Annotated in this window: 13 protein-coding genes; all 13 read right to left on the reverse strand. The window is 40.3% G+C overall.

What is annotated here, in order from left to right:
- Positions 1 to 15: 15 nt before the first annotated feature.
- From G4Y78_RS19450 to G4Y78_RS19510, 13 genes are read right to left on the reverse strand one after another with little or no spacing between them, the layout of a single operon-like run.
- A complete protein-coding gene (locus tag G4Y78_RS19450; protein WP_230425623.1) occupies positions 16 to 1,230 on the reverse strand; it encodes a TIGR04063 family PEP-CTERM/XrtA system glycosyltransferase in 1,215 nt (404 codons plus the stop codon).
- Positions 1,230 to 3,152, reverse strand: a complete 1,923-nt coding sequence (locus tag G4Y78_RS19455; RefSeq protein WP_163834599.1) for an XrtA/PEP-CTERM system amidotransferase — start codon at positions 3,150 to 3,152, stop codon at positions 1,230 to 1,232. Before G4Y78_RS19455 ends, G4Y78_RS19450 begins: the two co-directional genes overlap by 1 nt.
- A 14-nt stretch (positions 3,153 to 3,166) precedes the next feature.
- Positions 3,167 to 4,309: a TIGR03088 family PEP-CTERM/XrtA system glycosyltransferase gene (locus tag G4Y78_RS19460; RefSeq protein WP_163834600.1), complete on the reverse strand. Its 1,143-nt coding sequence runs from the start codon at positions 4,307 to 4,309 to the stop codon at positions 3,167 to 3,169.
- 23 nt (positions 4,310 to 4,332) lie between these two features.
- Complete coding sequence (xrtA, locus tag G4Y78_RS19465; protein ID WP_163834601.1) at positions 4,333 to 5,835, reverse strand: exosortase A; 1,503 nt, start codon at positions 5,833 to 5,835, stop codon at positions 4,333 to 4,335.
- Between the two features lie 9 nt (positions 5,836 to 5,844).
- Positions 5,845 to 7,047 carry a TIGR03087 family PEP-CTERM/XrtA system glycosyltransferase gene (locus G4Y78_RS19470; protein WP_163834602.1) on the reverse strand — a complete coding sequence of 401 codons (1,203 nt, stop codon included), beginning with the start codon at positions 7,045 to 7,047 and terminating at the stop codon, positions 5,845 to 5,847.
- Between the two features lie 3 nt (positions 7,048 to 7,050).
- Entirely contained in the window at positions 7,051 to 8,091 is a 1,041-nt protein-coding gene (locus tag G4Y78_RS19475) for a FemAB family XrtA/PEP-CTERM system-associated protein (protein WP_222937540.1), read from the reverse strand.
- Complete coding sequence (locus G4Y78_RS19480; protein ID WP_163834603.1) at positions 8,084 to 8,941, reverse strand: XrtA system polysaccharide deacetylase; 858 nt, start codon at positions 8,939 to 8,941, stop codon at positions 8,084 to 8,086. Before G4Y78_RS19480 ends, G4Y78_RS19475 begins: the two co-directional genes overlap by 8 nt.
- A 19-nt stretch (positions 8,942 to 8,960) precedes the next feature.
- Positions 8,961 to 10,076: a non-hydrolyzing UDP-N-acetylglucosamine 2-epimerase gene (gene wecB, locus G4Y78_RS19485; protein WP_163834604.1), complete on the reverse strand. Its 1,116-nt coding sequence runs from the start codon at positions 10,074 to 10,076 to the stop codon at positions 8,961 to 8,963.
- A 7-nt stretch (positions 10,077 to 10,083) separates the two neighbouring features.
- Positions 10,084 to 11,154: an XrtA/PEP-CTERM system-associated ATPase gene (locus tag G4Y78_RS19490; RefSeq protein WP_163834605.1), complete on the reverse strand. Its 1,071-nt coding sequence runs from the start codon at positions 11,152 to 11,154 to the stop codon at positions 10,084 to 10,086.
- Positions 11,155 to 11,169: 15 nt separating this feature from the next.
- The gene (locus G4Y78_RS19495; RefSeq protein WP_163834606.1) at positions 11,170 to 12,681 is read right to left on the reverse strand and encodes a TIGR03016 family PEP-CTERM system-associated outer membrane protein; all 1,512 of its coding nucleotides are present in this window, start codon (positions 12,679 to 12,681) and stop codon (positions 11,170 to 11,172) included.
- Positions 12,653 to 13,573, reverse strand: a complete 921-nt coding sequence (locus G4Y78_RS19500; RefSeq protein WP_163834607.1) for an XrtA-associated tyrosine autokinase — start codon at positions 13,571 to 13,573, stop codon at positions 12,653 to 12,655. The genes G4Y78_RS19495 and G4Y78_RS19500 overlap by 29 nt, the downstream gene beginning before the upstream one ends.
- Positions 13,574 to 13,584: 11 nt before the next feature.
- Entirely contained in the window at positions 13,585 to 15,120 is a 1,536-nt protein-coding gene (locus tag G4Y78_RS19505) for an XrtA system polysaccharide chain length determinant (RefSeq protein WP_163834608.1), read from the reverse strand.
- A 24-nt stretch (positions 15,121 to 15,144) separates the two neighbouring features.
- A complete protein-coding gene (locus tag G4Y78_RS19510) occupies positions 15,145 to 15,777 on the reverse strand; it encodes an XrtA/PEP-CTERM system exopolysaccharide export protein (protein ID WP_163834609.1) in 633 nt (210 codons plus the stop codon).
- Positions 15,778 to 15,854 lie beyond the last annotated feature (77 nt).

Genomic DNA, 15,854 nt, shown 5'->3' on the forward strand with positions numbered 1-15,854 from the left:
TGTAAGTGGTTGTTATTAGCTCATATGTGCCAACGCTTGCTGATAAACACCCTGATAATAACTCACACTGCGCTCCCAGGTGCGCTCTGTTTCCACATAGCGCCGTCCATTTTGTAATATTTGTTGCCATTGTTCTCGGTTAGCCTGAATGGCTTTCACTTTTGCCACTAGATCACTCACATCACCTTTTTTAAACAGCAAACCATTATGGCCATGCTGAATTAACTCCCGATGCCCCCCTACATCAGATGCTACCACCAACTTATGTTGAGCCATTGCTTCAAGCGGCTTCAAGGGCGTGACTAGCTCAGTTAAACGCATAGACTTTCGTGGATAAACAAATAGATCCACTACACTGTAATAGTCTTGTACCTGATCATGAGGTACTCGGCCAACCATGATTATTTTATCTTTTACTGGGTTATTGGCCACCATTGCCTTTAACTTAGCTTCCTCGGGGCCCCCTCCGACTAACAATAAACAACTATTGGGGATTGCTGAAGCCAGTTCTGGCATAGCATTAATCAAAGTATCGAGCCCCTCATAAGCGTAAAAAGACCCGATAAAACCTAATACCAACTTATCCTGCAACTGATGTTTAGTGACAATTGCTTGCTGTTTCTCAAGTAATGGCTGAAACCTTTCCGTATCAACAGCATTGGGAATGACTGTCACCGGTACTAAATTTTGGCTTCGTCCAGCCATTTCCGTTTTCAATCCTTCACAAATGGTGGTTAGCCCCTGCACCCGTTTTAATACGAAAGTTTCTAATGCTCGGGTTAATTGATACCTCAAACCACCTTCCACAGAAGTACCATGATCAACAGCAGCATCTTCCCAAAAAGCTCTTACTTCATAGACTATAGGAATATTTAACTTTTTACCTGCCAACCAAGCTGCTGCTCCATTTAATGCTGGGGAATGGGCATGTATTAAGTCAGGCTTTACTTCCATAGCAACTTGCTGAATACGCTTTGCCAGTGTAGGAATAATGGCTAGCTGGTTAGCCACTGGCATTTTATTCAACCAACCAGGTAGTGGCGGAGTGCGATAAAAATCTAACCCGTCAACTGTCTCCTTCAATCGTGGTACTGCACCTTGCTTAGGACTAGTTAAATGAAAGGTCTCCCATCCTAACTGCCGCTGATGGAGCAAAATAGAGCGGGTCCGAAAAGTATAACCACTGTGTAAGGGGATTGAATGATCAAGAACATGTAACACACGCATCATTATGCCACCCGAGCCACAGTGCTGGACTCATCGACTACTTGCCTTAAAAAAGCTTCAAACATTAACAGCGACCAGAGTGCTGCACTGTGATCACGCAAGCCACTTTGATGTTGACTCACTAAACGAGTTAAATAATCTGCGTCAAAATAACCACTATCTAGCATTCGCTCACTGAGTAAGGCATTTTTAAGCTTATCTTTCAGAGGTCCTCTAAACCATTTCGTTAAAGGTACTGCAAAGCCTTTTTTATCTCGATACAAAATATTATCCGATAAATATGGCTCTAACGATTTTTTCAAAATATATTTGCCTTCTTGCCCCTTCAATTTAACAGAAGACGGAAGACGGCTAGACCACTCAATTAATTTATGATCGAGAAGCGGCACTCTCACTTCTAACGAATGAGCCATACTCGCCCTATCCACTTTCGTTAAAATATCTCCTACTAAATAGGTTTTCATATCCAGATATTGGATTAACGACAACATGTCATCGGTTTGACAGTTAGCTGCGTGCCGTTGAAATACCTCAAGTGAATGATAACCTTGTAGTTCCCGCTTTAGATTACTGCTGTATAACTCTTTACGCTGTTGGTGGTTGAGCAGGGAAACAGAATGCAAATAAGCTTCTAGTGGGGTCCGCGCTAACGATTGGAAAGTGGTTTTTGCCCTTAACACTCGAGGAGCCCAGTCAGCCTTAGGGTAAAGCTCACCTAGTAAGCCAAATATGTGTTTGCGAAAGCCTAAAGGAAAGCGGCTTCTTACTTTTTCTTCATTCATATGCCAGCGATAACGGCGATAGCCAGCAAATACTTCATCCCCCCCATCTCCCGAAAGGACCACCGTTACTTTTTCCTTGGCTAATTGACAAACCCGATAAGTTGGCATTGCCGAGCTATCAGCATAAGGCTCATCATATAAAGTGGCTAATAAATCAAGTAACTCAAAGTCATCAACGGCTAATGTTTTTTCAAAGTGATCTGTTTTATAGCGATTGGCCACTTCTTTTGCAAATGTTGATTCGTCGTAATCAGCTTCATTAAAAGCAATTGAGCAAGTATGAACAGGATCTGACTGAAGCTCTGCCATCATGGCAACCACCGCGCTAGAGTCTACCCCTCCTGACAAAAAGGCACCTAGTGGAACTTCTGCCACCATCCTAACCCCAACAGCTTCCTTTAACTGGGTTATGAGTTGCTCATTAACATCATCCGGCAGCACAATAGCTGATGGGTCAAATGATACATCCCAATACTGGACAGGTGTCGCGTTTGGCTTATCACGACTAATTAATAAAGTATGTCCTGGTGGTAATTTATAAACCCCTTCAAAAATGGTTGAAGGCTCTGGTACATAACCAAATGTAAAGTAATCCTCAATAGCAGGCGTATATATAGTACGAGGTAACTTTGCATGAGCAAGTAATACCTTTAGCTCAGAGCCAAAAATCAATTCGCCATTAGCTAAGGTGCTATAAAATAATGGTTTAATCCCTAGTCGATCACGAGCTAAAAATAAACTCTGTTGTCGACGATCCCAAATAGCAAACGCAAACATCCCTCGCAAATGCTTAACACAATCAGGCCCCCAGGCCATCCAAGCATAAACTATCGTTTCAGTATCTGAGTGAGTTTTAAAGTGGTATCCCTTGGTAATCAGTTCCTCACGCAATGCCTGAAAATTATAAATCTCGCCATTAAATACAATCGCGACATTACCATCTTCACTGAATAACGGCTGTTGCCCTGTTGAAATATCGATAATGGATAACCGCCGGTGAGCAAGCCCAATACCTGGTTCTATATGAATGCCCCCTTCATCAGGCCCACGATGAAACTGAGTTTCATTCATCTGATGGAGCAAGGCCTCATTAATAACAGCCGCTGGCTCCTTAACATTAAAAATTCCTGCAATCCCACACATAGCTACATCACCTGTTACAAAACAGTTAACTGCTGATATATTTCTAAATACCGCTGCACCATTACAGTCAAGCTAAATTTTTCCACCACTAGCTGTCTAGCTGCATTTCCATGACGACAGCATAATGCAGGGTCATCAAGATAACATTGTAATGCAGCCTGTAATTGTTGCTGATCTCTCGGGTTAACCAAGATGCCTGTTTGTTGGTTGGCAACCAACTCGACATTACCACCAACATTGGTTGCAATCACCGGTTTGCCTGCAGCCATTGCCTCCAAAACAGTATTAGAAATCCCCTCAGCTAATGAAGGTAATACGAACACGTTAAAGCCACTCAACAACTGTGGTACATCTTGTCTCGCACCAGTAATCCATAACTGATCAGATATTCCCAATAATTGTGCCTGTTGTTTCAGTGCGGCATATTCTGGACCATCTCCAACAATAACCAGTTTAATCTGGAATTGACTATTCTTTTTAATCAGTTCTGCTAATACAGGTAGTAAGCACAATTGGTTTTTTACTGGAGTTAATCGCCCTACCGAGCCAATAATAAAAGTATTGGGAGTTTGAAAAGGCTCAGGGTAACTTTTTCTATTGCAACCGGGACTAAACCGATCAGTATCAACACCATTACACAATAACGCAACATTTGCTGGTTTAACTTTTATTTTATCAATTAAATAGTTTTTACTTTCTTCAGAAAGTGCAATAAAAAATTTAACAAAAGGACGGATTAATCTTCTTATCCACTGATATTTTTTATTAATGCCACCCAAATCATTCATATCCCAACCATGCTCTCCATGAATTCTCACAGGCACTCTTGCTAACCAGGCTACCCAGTGGCCTTCTACGGTAGCAAGATTACGGGTATGAAATATCTGTGGGCGCAACTGCCTTAATACTTGATATAAACGAACGAACCATCGCCAATCCTGGCCAGGCTGTTTATGCAAAGAAACAATTTCCACATCTTGCCGAGAAATTCGTGTGGCAAAATCAGTAAAGTCAGTAAGACAAATAATGACATGACGAAAGCCATCTTCAGGCATGTGATTGATAAGATTCACTAGCCCATTTTCCAACCCACCAACATCCAGCTTATAGATTAAGTGAGCAATTAACGGAGGCTGCTGATACGACTGATTTGTCATACTTATTTAAACTATTTTCAAAATCACTGATTTGGCGTAACAGCCGCAACTATTGATGGATAAGCTTCTTGTAAAAACTTCAATAAAAACGCCCTAGCTTCTTCTGGTTTAAACTCGAATTGAGCAGATAAAGCAATAAAGCTACCTCCTGCAGGACGATTTAACACCTTAGCTAAAGTCTGTTGGAACTTAGCCCGATACTGATCACTTTGAGTAGTGTTATTAACAAAATACCAGCTCCACACCAAACGTTGTTGGAAATGTGATTCCAGCTGATACTCTTTGAGAAAAATAGTTGTTTCGCCAACCTGCAATTGCCTGGCGTGACTATTAAGTAATTTCCATGAATCTTCATTAAATACTTTATTGGCAAAACTAACTAGCTCGATGTTTTCCTGCTCTTTTGGATAATGGGCAATAAACAGTTCTAATTGGTGTTTACCCTCTCGCCAAGCTTGTTTTAGCTGCTGTTGAGCACTAAAAGTTGGCGTCCATTCTGAACTAAAGGGTGCTGATAGCCAGTTAGCAGGATTATCAACCTTTAATGACACTGGTTGAGCGGCTGGTATTGGCTTAAATGCAGCCCATAAAGGCAGTAAGACTACAGCGACTAACACGGTTAAAATAGTTAATGGTTTTGTCACAACATTTTCATTGCTTGCGGCTTGCTGATCAGGCTTTGTCAGGTTACTCATATCATCAGCAAATTTAGAGCCCAACCAAAATAACAACATCATAACAATACCGAAGAAAACCCAACCATACAGTAAATGATCAGCGCCTGTGGCATATTCCATGTTAGAGTAATAAGCAATTAAAATGATACCAAAAGCCCGAATGCCATTGGCAATTACTGGAATAATGATACTAAGTGCAAATACTGCCAGGCGTTTCTTCAAGCTGGTATAACTGATGTAGGCATAAAAAGTGCCTAACGCCATGGAGGCGATTAAATAACGAATCCCACTACAAGCTTCTGCAACCAAAAACTCACCTGAAGGAATAGTAATATACAAGCCTTCCCAAAATACCGGAATACCAACCAGCTTTAATCCCCACACACAGAACCAAGCAGTAATTTCTTGTAAATAGGGAACAATCCCAGACCCCATTGGCACTGCAAATAATAAGTACCCCAAAGGAAACACTATTTGGCGTGTTATTGTTGTTCCTAAGCAAGCCCAAACCAATAAAGGAATCATTAATACAACAGCTAATTGCTGAATAACATTAATGCCTGATACATTAGCGATAAACCATATGACCGAGAGCATTAATAAAGGAAATAGTGGTAGCCAACTCGGTTGTATCTGTTGCCAATTCAGTTGATTTCTTTTTTGCCATAAAAGAAATAACGACATGGGTACTATTAACAAACCGTGCGCATAGGTTGCCGAGTTTAACCAAACTGTCACCATAGCATGCAGGGTAGGAAAATAAGCAACCAGCCAAACCAATAAAGCTACTGCTAGCCAATATAATGGCCGTTTACTATCTGTTGGTGTTGTCATAACCGAAACTTGCATTATCTTTCCCTAGGGTGAACCAAACCATTGGTTTAGCTGTTGTAGGCTAGACTCCCAGCTAAAGCGCTGAGCAACCCATTGGCGAGCAGCCTGATGGCTAGTTTGCCTTTCTGTTGAGTTAAGTCGGGCTAGGATGGTCTCAGCCATCAATTGAGGAGTTGCAGGCAATGTATCTGCAATTTCATCAGGTGGGTTAATGCCTTCCATCGCCTGTTCTGTCCCTACCACCCATTTCGCCATAGCCATTGCTTCTAGCACTTTATTTTGAATCCCTCTGGCAATCCGTAGTGGTGCCACCACCAAGTCAGCAGCAGCAATATAAGGGCGTACATCTTCTACTCGGCCAGTGACAGTCACATGGGGAGATGCTAACTGTTGTACTTCACTGGTAGGGTTGCCTCCAACAATATAAAAGTGCACATCAGGTTGAACTTGAGTTAGTAGAGGCAATACTTCTTTAGCAAACCAGCTGACCGCCTCAACATTGGCCCAATAGTCCATCGCTCCTGTAAATACAATACGAGCTGAACCAGACAGATGTTCGGTTGAATTAAAGTCTGCTTGAGGATTAAAATAATTGAGGTCTACCCCATTACGCATCGCATAAATTTGTTCGGTTTGGTTAGCGGCTAATTGTTTAAATAAATTGGCTTCTTCTTCAGAAACAAACAAAGATGCAGTAGCTGAGCTTGCCAGTTTTTTTTCATAAGCTTGTAGCTGTTCTGCTTCACGACGATATACCCAGGCAGATAACCCAGATTTTTTATCACTATACTGACGCCACTTATCAGAATCTACATCAACAAAGTCAACTACCTTATTCACCGCAGCAGGGCTATCCAAGTCAACAAATTGTCCCATTGCTGACGAAAACACCAGCACATTATTAATCCCTTGGTTAGCCATTACAGTTTTGACCCAGTGTTTCATTTTATTATCAGTATAATAAGGCAATGTTAATGGCTGACCAGTGATTAGTCCGGTTAAAGCTTTGCATTTAGCTAAAAGTGGATTGATAGGTCTGATAAAAAGCTCAGTGCACAATGGTTTAATCTGTTCTACATATTGCCAATCATGTGGGTCATCAATAAAAGTACCGAGAAATACTTGGTATTGTGAAGCTAAGTGCTTCAATAAATGATATGAGCGAATTTTATCGCCTTTATTTGGTGGATAGGGAAGCCGGTGTGCTAAATATAAAACTGCTGTCATCACTTACCCCAAATTCTTAGCAATCATTGGCCCAAGTAATTGACTAACAGCAAGCGGCAATTTTTGCCATAGCTTGATAAATAGCTGGTATTTAGGGTTAGTTGGACTGACGTTAGGCAATGCTTTTGCTTTTACTAGGTAATATTGATAACTCAAAGGCTCTGCACTAAAACCCCAATTTTTCTTAAAACTGTAAGCCCCTGTATCCTGTTTACTGCGTCCAAAGTCAAAAACATGCTTGCCTTTTTCAACTGCATGGCACATCAGCTGCCAATACATATAATCATTACCTGCCACTTGTCTGGCTAAGTCAGTGCCGCCCCCATAGTAAGGCAAAACCTGATTTTTAAAATAAAAACTGAGAACACTTGCCACTAAATTACCATGTTTATCATTGATAGTGACTACATCAGCATCATTAGTAAAAGCTTCTAGTAGCACTTTAAAGTATTTTTTAGGAAATACAGGTGTTCCCAAATTTCTAACACTAGTTGAATATGCCTGAAAAAAATTTTCAACAGAGTGTTCAACTGTTGTTGTTAATTCAGACTTAATCCCTTTTCTTACCATCGCTCGTTGTTTTCGTGGAATAGCCTTTAAATTTTCTTCATCATTATCACTAATGGTTTTGCAAAAAGTTACATAGAGCGACTTTTCTTGCCAGCCTTCTATAGTAATAGCCTGTTGGTTTCTTAACTCCAGGTAATCTACTTGTAATTGTTTAGCAAGCTCGACCGCTTTATCAAGCAGTGCTCGCTGAATCGCCGAATTATCAGCTACTACACCACCATAAACACAAAAAGGCACTGAAATTAATGCATTACCAAATAGCCAACTAGCAACATGGCCCAAAGGTAAAACCCCCACAATTTGACCACTTTGTTTAGCTTGTAAATAATAACTGTTATGACCAAATGACTGTTTTATAACATCTCGCCACTCAGCCCGATGAAAAAAAGTTGCTTGTGCTGATTGCTCGACATAAGCATTCCATGCAGCTATATCGCTTTCGTTTGAAAGTTCTTCAATCACCAAATCATTCACGATTATTACCCGTAGCTAACTGAGGTAAAAACACGTTTTGCATCGTATCCCACTTAAAGTCCTTTAATAAATTAGTCAGTCTCAATTCCATTCGACTTAAACAAAGGTAATGGCGAAATTTAGTTTTAAAGCTAATATTATTCTGTTTAGGCTGTTCAGCATCTATTTCCCAAGGGTGAAAATAAAAAACTGCCGACTGCCCTTCTTTGTTATTTAATTGCTTTATACCCCAACGGGACAACCAATACGGATATAGGCGAAAATACCCACCACCACCAAAAGGTAAATTTTTCTGACTCACTTTTACAGTTGTAATAGGAATTTCCCATAACCCATTGTCACATTGATATTTAAAACGAGGGGCATCCGGAATACCGTAAAGATCATGGTGAATAGGATAAATACTGGAACTGTATTGGTGCCCTGTCTCTAGTAATGCATCATGCACCCATAAATTATCTTTACTGATGGAGTAGCTTGGCGCTCGGTAGCCTACAACTGCTTTGCCGCTTATATCTTCCAATAACTGCTTGGCCTTACAGATATCTTCTCTAAACTCTGCAGGTGTTTGACTAGTTGCCCGTAAATGCCCATAGCCATGGTTTGCAAGCTCATGTCCCTCAGCAATTATCGTACGAATGAGCTGTGGAAATCGCTCTGCAACCCAACCTAAGGTAAAAAAGGTAGCTTTAATTTGATGTTTGGCAAACAACTCTAGAATTCGTTGGGTATTTAGTTCAACTCGCTTAGGTAGATTATCCCAATCAGAGCGTTGAATAGTCTTTTCAAAGGCTGAAACCTGAAAGTAATCTTCTACATCAACACTCATTGCATTGACAATCGACTGCATAACGAATACCTAAATTCTTTTAAAGCCAAGCTAACAGGTCTTCAGCAATACGCTCTGCAGCATTTCCGTCCCATAATTCTGGGACTCTACCTGCTTTGCCACCAGTTTGTAAAATTTGATCCAGCTCTTTTCTTACTAAAGGAATATCAGAACCTACTATCGTGTTAGTCCCTGCCGACACAGTAATGGGTCGTTCGGTATTTTCACGTAATGTTAGGCATGGAATGCCGAGTGCAGTAGTTTCTTCCTGGACACCACCAGAGTCAGTTAAAACCAACTTCGAATTACTCATTAAACCTAACATTTCAAGATAGCCAACAGGTGCCAGTGTAACTATCTGTGGATGTTCAAGCAAAGATGTTAACTTAAAACGTTGAATATTTTTATGTGTACGTGGATGAATAGGAAAAACAACAGGAATTTTATCTGCAGCTTCTTTAATAAAAACTAATAATTTTTGCAGTATCTCAGGATTATCGACATTAGAAGGACGATGCAATGTTAGTAGAGCATACTGACCTGCTTTTTCAATTACTGAATAATTGTTTGCCAATAACTCAGAAGGATGTTTAGCTTGGGAAAGATTATACTTCAAAGTATCAATCATTACGTTACCGGCAAAAACGATTTTATCTCGTGTAATACCTTCTGCCACCAAATTATCTTCGGCCAGTTTTTCTGTTGTATAAAGCCGATCAGAAAGCTGGTCGGTTAAAACACGATTGATTTCTTCTGGCATTGTACGGTCGCGACTTCTTAAACCTGCCTCTACATGTACAACACGAATTTTCTTCTGGGCAGACACCAGCGCACAAGCAATTGTAGAATTTACATCCCCTACCACTAATACTGCGTCTGGCTTATAATGATCCGCCTCAGGCTCAAAGCGTTTCATTATTTCTGCTGTTTGTACCGCTAGTGAGCCGGCTCCTACTTCTAAGTCTTTGTCAGGCTCTGGAATCCCAAGCTGATCAAAAAATTGCGCTTTCATCGTTTGGTCATAATGCTGACCAGTATGAATAAGTACCAGCTTTAAGCTCGGTGCTTTCGCTTTTAATACCCTAACAATTGGAGCAATTTTCATGAAGTTTGGTCTTGCTCCAACCACACAGATTAAAGTTTTTGTTACCGTCATTGGATCTCTATTTTTCTATACTATCAACTAACTGTTTAAGGGTATTAAGACGACTGGCAATAGCTATCTCCAAGGATTCAATTGTGTAGCGAATATTTTGAATTTTGTTTGGATCAGCCACTTCAAGTCCTTCTGAATACTCTCCAGTTACTGGCTGTTCTGAAGGGCTTGTCACCTGTTGAGCAATTTGTTGCAATTTTTGCATCTCTTGAGCAATATCATGCTCCATTGAAGCTGGCACTTTTTTTACAGCGTTAAAAGGCGACGAAACCTCTTCTTTCATTTCTTCTGCCACCATTTTAACAACATCTGGTGTTAACTCATGGGTTTCTTCTAAATAGCCGAATAGTAGTAATCGGTCACAAAATACATTGATTCGCCGAGGCACTCCATCAGTCAGTTGATGAATGTCAATAAAACTTTGCTCTGGAATAACCGGGTCATTATCCCAACCCACATGTTTCATTCGATGGATTATATATTCCCGGGTTTCACTTTCATCAAGCCCACCTAAGTGGCAAGAAGCAATTACCCGCTGCCTTAATTGCTCCATTCCCTGAGACTGAATTGTCTGCCTAAACTCCTGTTGACCCAGTAAAAAGCTTTGTAATAAAGGCTGATTATTAATTTGAAAGTTGGAAAGCATCCGTAATTCTTCAACAGAAGCAGCCGGTAGATTTTGTACCTCATCCACCACCAGTAACACTCGCTTACCTCGGCGATCACATTCTCGTAGAAATTCTTCAAACTGTCGTAGTAAAGCAGTTTTACTCATACCTTCATAAGGTAAATTAAAAGCAGAAGTAATCATTTTAATTAAGTCATCAGCACCCAGCCGGGTAGTGACAATATTGGCAGCAATAATACGAGTTTGGTCAAGCTCAGCAAATAAATTACGGATTAAGGTTGTTTTACCAGTACCAATATCACCCGTAATAATAATAAAACCTTCACACTGACCAAGACCATAGCGTAAATAGGACATTGCCCGACTATGGCCACGACTATTAAAGAAAAATCGTGGATCAGGGCTTAGCTGAAAAGGCTTACTGGTTAGGTTATAAAAAGTCTCGTACATCTGTGTACCAATTTACTAGAAAGTTTTCCTTATACTGACACTAATGCGATTTTCTGTATATTCATTAGTTTCTATATCACTTGTACGCTTTTGCGAAGCAAATTCCAAAGCACCACTCATATCGCGACTAAGCCGACGTTGCAACTGAAATGACGCTGACCAAGTTTTGTTATCAGAGTTGTCATCAAAATCTGATGTTGACCAGCCTAAATTAATATTTGAAGTCACTTTTCGACTTAAGCGGCGGTTCCAACCTACATTTATACCATGAACCAGCTCATTATTGTCACGAGTTTGGAATTCTCTTTCCTGACGGTAAGCATTTACATTAAATGAATCACGTTTTCGTACATGATACCAGCCTAAAGTAGTATCTTTACTAATAAAATAATCATCTACTTGGCTCGTAGTGCCACCAGGCAGTTGAGCAATAATCTCTTTACCTGCTTCAGGATTTTCACCTACTCTAAGCTGCTCTCTACTACAACCAGGTCCAATCGCCCCCCCTTCTGGACAAACCAAGAAATTACCTACTAATATTTGATCCCTGACTGTTTGCTGCTGTTCACTATAACTTAATGTAAATGTAGAGCGCTTTCGCTGATGACTTAGGTTAAAGCCATAAGTATCCCCATAATATCGCTTACCATACTGGGCTGATAAAGACGTTTTCCGGCTTAGAGCCCAATCCATTCCCGCAATCCAAAAAGCACCATCAGTGTCATTACGAATGTTTTCTGCATCATTATCTTGGCTTTCATAGCCAACGGTTAACGAGGTATTAAATTTCGGAGTCCATTGATAGCCAACTAAAATAGACTCTGACTGACGCTCAGTATCATTTTGTGAGTCATAATCCACTTCATCATAGTTATAATTAAAACGCCAAAAAATGGGGCCCACCCCAGGCGCACTATTAGCCGACCAATAAAGCGACTGACCACTGCTATCACTTCCATTGTCATTTTCACTATAATTCACTTCGTTATAGCGAACCCCTAACTCAGTTTCTACATCAGAGCTGAGCTTTTGCTTCCAATAGGGGTTTATTTCATAGGTGAAAACATCAGAAAGGTTATTTGACCCACTAATATTATCAGATGAACCACCTCTACGTTCATCAATTAATTGTTGTGAAATATTTGCTGTAGCATCTAGAAATAAATGATTTTCTATAAGCTCACTACTTAATCCCGACTGCAAGCGGTGATTTACTTCATCATCATTCGTATTTTCGAAATAATGTAAACCTTGTGCATTATAATCGAAATTAAGTCGTAAGCGTCGCCCTTCCCCTTGAATTCTAACTGCAGGGACTATTTCAAGTACTTGATCACTTTGCTCATTATTGCTTGATAAATTAATGTTATCTGAATAAGTATCTTCAACAGTAATTGATGGAGTAATTGTCCACTGCGCTCCATGGCACGTTACTGAACCAAAGAAAAAAAGTGAAAAAGTAATAACACATCTGCTTTGCAAGAGGTTACGGGGGCCATTATCCGTAATACCCATAATAGTTGCCATCTTGATTATACTTACTCTTATTCAGAACTAGGCCGATATGCATTGAAGGATCTAATAACGACAGCGCATCTTTAACCGTTTGTTGATGAGTTTTACCTTCTTCAACAACCAATACGATTTGCCCTGCCAACCTGGCTAGAATAGAAGCTTCTGTCGTATGAAGTAAAGGTGGTGTATCAACTATAATGATCCGGTCTTGATATCTGTTAGCCATTTCATGCATTAAATTAGACATATTATCACTGGCTAACAATTCATTAGTTAAATGGTGTCGTTTACCGGTAGGAATAATACTCAAGTTTTCTATGTTGGACTTATAAAGAATATCAGCAACATCATTTATATCATCTGATAAATAATCAATTAGACCTTCTTCTGTTTTAATCCCTAATAAATTATTGACAGAAGGGTTAAGCACATCTGCATCCACTAATAACACATTACGCTCTTTTTCTAAGGCAATGCTCATTGCCAAATTGACTGCGTTATATGTCTTACCTTCCCCAGGTGAGCTACTGGTAACCATAATCAGATTACCATTAGGCACTTTTTCAGCATGCTTACCAAATGCTTTGTTAAGTAGTGGGCGCTTAATTTGACGAAACTGCTCTTTAGTTAAAGAACGATCTTCACTTGGAACAATCACCCCCAGCTTTGCTAATCGGTCAAACTGAATTTCAACCCGTCTGTTTTCCTTTTCTTCATCAGCTAAGCCAACATGATGACTTTCACCCTCCCTTGCTTCAGCTACAACAGAATCATCACCAATTGCTTTATCAATATCAGATAAATCTGGTTCTGGTAAATCAGCACTTGACTGTTTATCACGAGCAATAAACTCTTCATTAAATTTCTGCTGATGTTTGCGCAGAGCTTTTTCTATGGTGTCCATACCAGCCACCTTTAAAAGAACAAAACCATAACAGATGCATAACTTGCAACAAAGCTAATACAAGTTAATGCAAATGTCATATTAAACAAGCGTTGTCGATGCCGGTAATGATCACTCACCACTGCATTAACAGCCCCTAACACTGGTAAACCAGTGACATCAGAAAGTATTTTTTTGCTGGTAAAGCTTGGCTTCAATAGCGCAATTAACAAAGCAACCCCCAAGCCGATAATTATTGAAAAAATAAACACTACAGACATAAACAGCGGCCGATGAGGACCAACAGGTTCGTTAGGTACATGGGGAGGATCAATTACTTTAAACTGAACATCATCTGTAGCTTGTGAAGCTTTTCGAGAAATTTGAGCAGACTCTCGTCGAGAAAGTAAATCTTCATATTTTCTTTTTGTAACTTGATATCCACGATTCAGCGCAATTAATTGTGCTTCAATTTCAGGAATGGTATTCACCATTTTTTCAAGTTCATCAACTTTATCTTTAAAGGATTGAACTCGCACTTGCATTGAAGACTTTTCTGCTTCTACCTCACTTAGGTTAACCTTCAGCTGCTGGTAAACAGGATTTTGGTCCAAGCTAGTAGGGCTAGATGGATTTTGCTTAAGCTCAGCTATTTCTTTTTTTCGCGCCCGCTTTAGCAAACCTAACTGCTCCCGAGTCGCTTTCACATCGGGATGTCGAGAGGTATATTTTAGTAGTAAACCATCTAACTGCTCCTCCAAAGCGGCTATCCGGGTATCGTAGCTGGTTGCTACTGATGATGCCGCAGGCCGATCAGAAAAACCAAAACTGGGCTCTTCACCTTTTAATTGTCTTTGCAAAGCCTGATATTTTCTATCAAGCTCCATTAACTCTAGATTTGCCGACTCATACTTAGCTCTTGCAGCTTCAAGTCTCTGGTAATAGTCACCTTCAGCAGAAGGCATAATTCCTGCGTGCTTGCGTTTAAACTCTTTTAGTTTATTTTCATCCTCTTCCAAACGCTTTTCATATTCACTCAGCTGCTGATCAATAAAACGCTGAGCACTAACGGTTTCTTCACGGCTTTCTCCCAAAGAGCTTTCAACCAATACTGTCAGTACCGATTGCACCACATTTTTAGCCGTTGCTGGATTCGCGTTGGTATATTCTACTGTATAGACATTTTCCCGCTTCGAGCCTTTAAGTTTGATTTCCTTACGTAATTTGGTCATCAACGCTTCAAACTCTTCAGGATTGCTTTCATCAACCGCATAATCCAAATCAGCCATTAAAGCAATTTTCTTAGTATTAGGTCGACTTAACAGCGTTTTGACAATCAAGTTAACTTGATTGTCAATATTAGTTTGAACTGTTAAACCTCGTAATAGCGGTCTTAACAGTGTTTGAGTGTCAACATAAAAACGAGCAGAGGCTTGGTATTGGTCAGGCAACTTTATAACAGCAAACCAGCCAACCAGTGAAACAGTGACCGCAACCAGTATTACCAACCAACGTCTTAACCATATTTCGCGTAGGTAGCCTACAACCAACCCGATAATATCTTGCATGGATGACTTCCTGTCCTATCGCGATTAAAAGATAGCTTCTGGAACGATGATAACATCACCTGGCAAGACATCGCCATTAGCGGAGATATCTCCTTCGACTAAATCTTCCAGTCTAATGGAATATTGCTTTTGCGCCCCATCTTCAATGCGGACTAGGGTTGCCTGATTGCCTGCAGCAAACTCAGTTAGTCCTCCCACTGTAATCATGACATCTAATAGGGTCATATCTTCACGGTAAGGTAGTGCCTGAGGTTGGCTCGCTTCACCCACAATTCGTACCTGTTCACTATAAGGGCCGGTAAACCCTTCAACCAAAACAGTGACAATTGGGTCACGAATGTATTTTGCCAGCTCTTTTTCAAAAGCTCGTGCCACTTCAGTTGCCGTCTTACCACTCACACTTATATCTTCAACTAAAGGAGAAGTGACCTTGCCATCAGGTCTTACTGAAACAGAGGTAGATAATTCAGGGTTTCGCCAAACAAATACCTGTAATTGATCACCAGGACCAATTCGATAGTTGTAATTAGCGGGATCCGTAGTTAAAGGCTGCTTGGTTGTTGTCGCATTTAAAGGTGGATATTCTTTATTTGCACAACCAGCCGCCAACGTTAAGATAGAGAGAAAGAATGCTGCTTTCTTCACATCCTTGATCATCAGTTTCGCTCCAAACCTAAGTGATGGGATGCAATCATTATAAACCTTGCAACCTGTAACGCGTGAATTTTTATTTA

It is taken from the genome of Spartinivicinus ruber, assembly GCF_011009015.1.
In the GTDB taxonomy this organism is placed as follows: Bacteria; Pseudomonadota; Gammaproteobacteria; order Pseudomonadales; family Zooshikellaceae; genus Spartinivicinus; species Spartinivicinus ruber.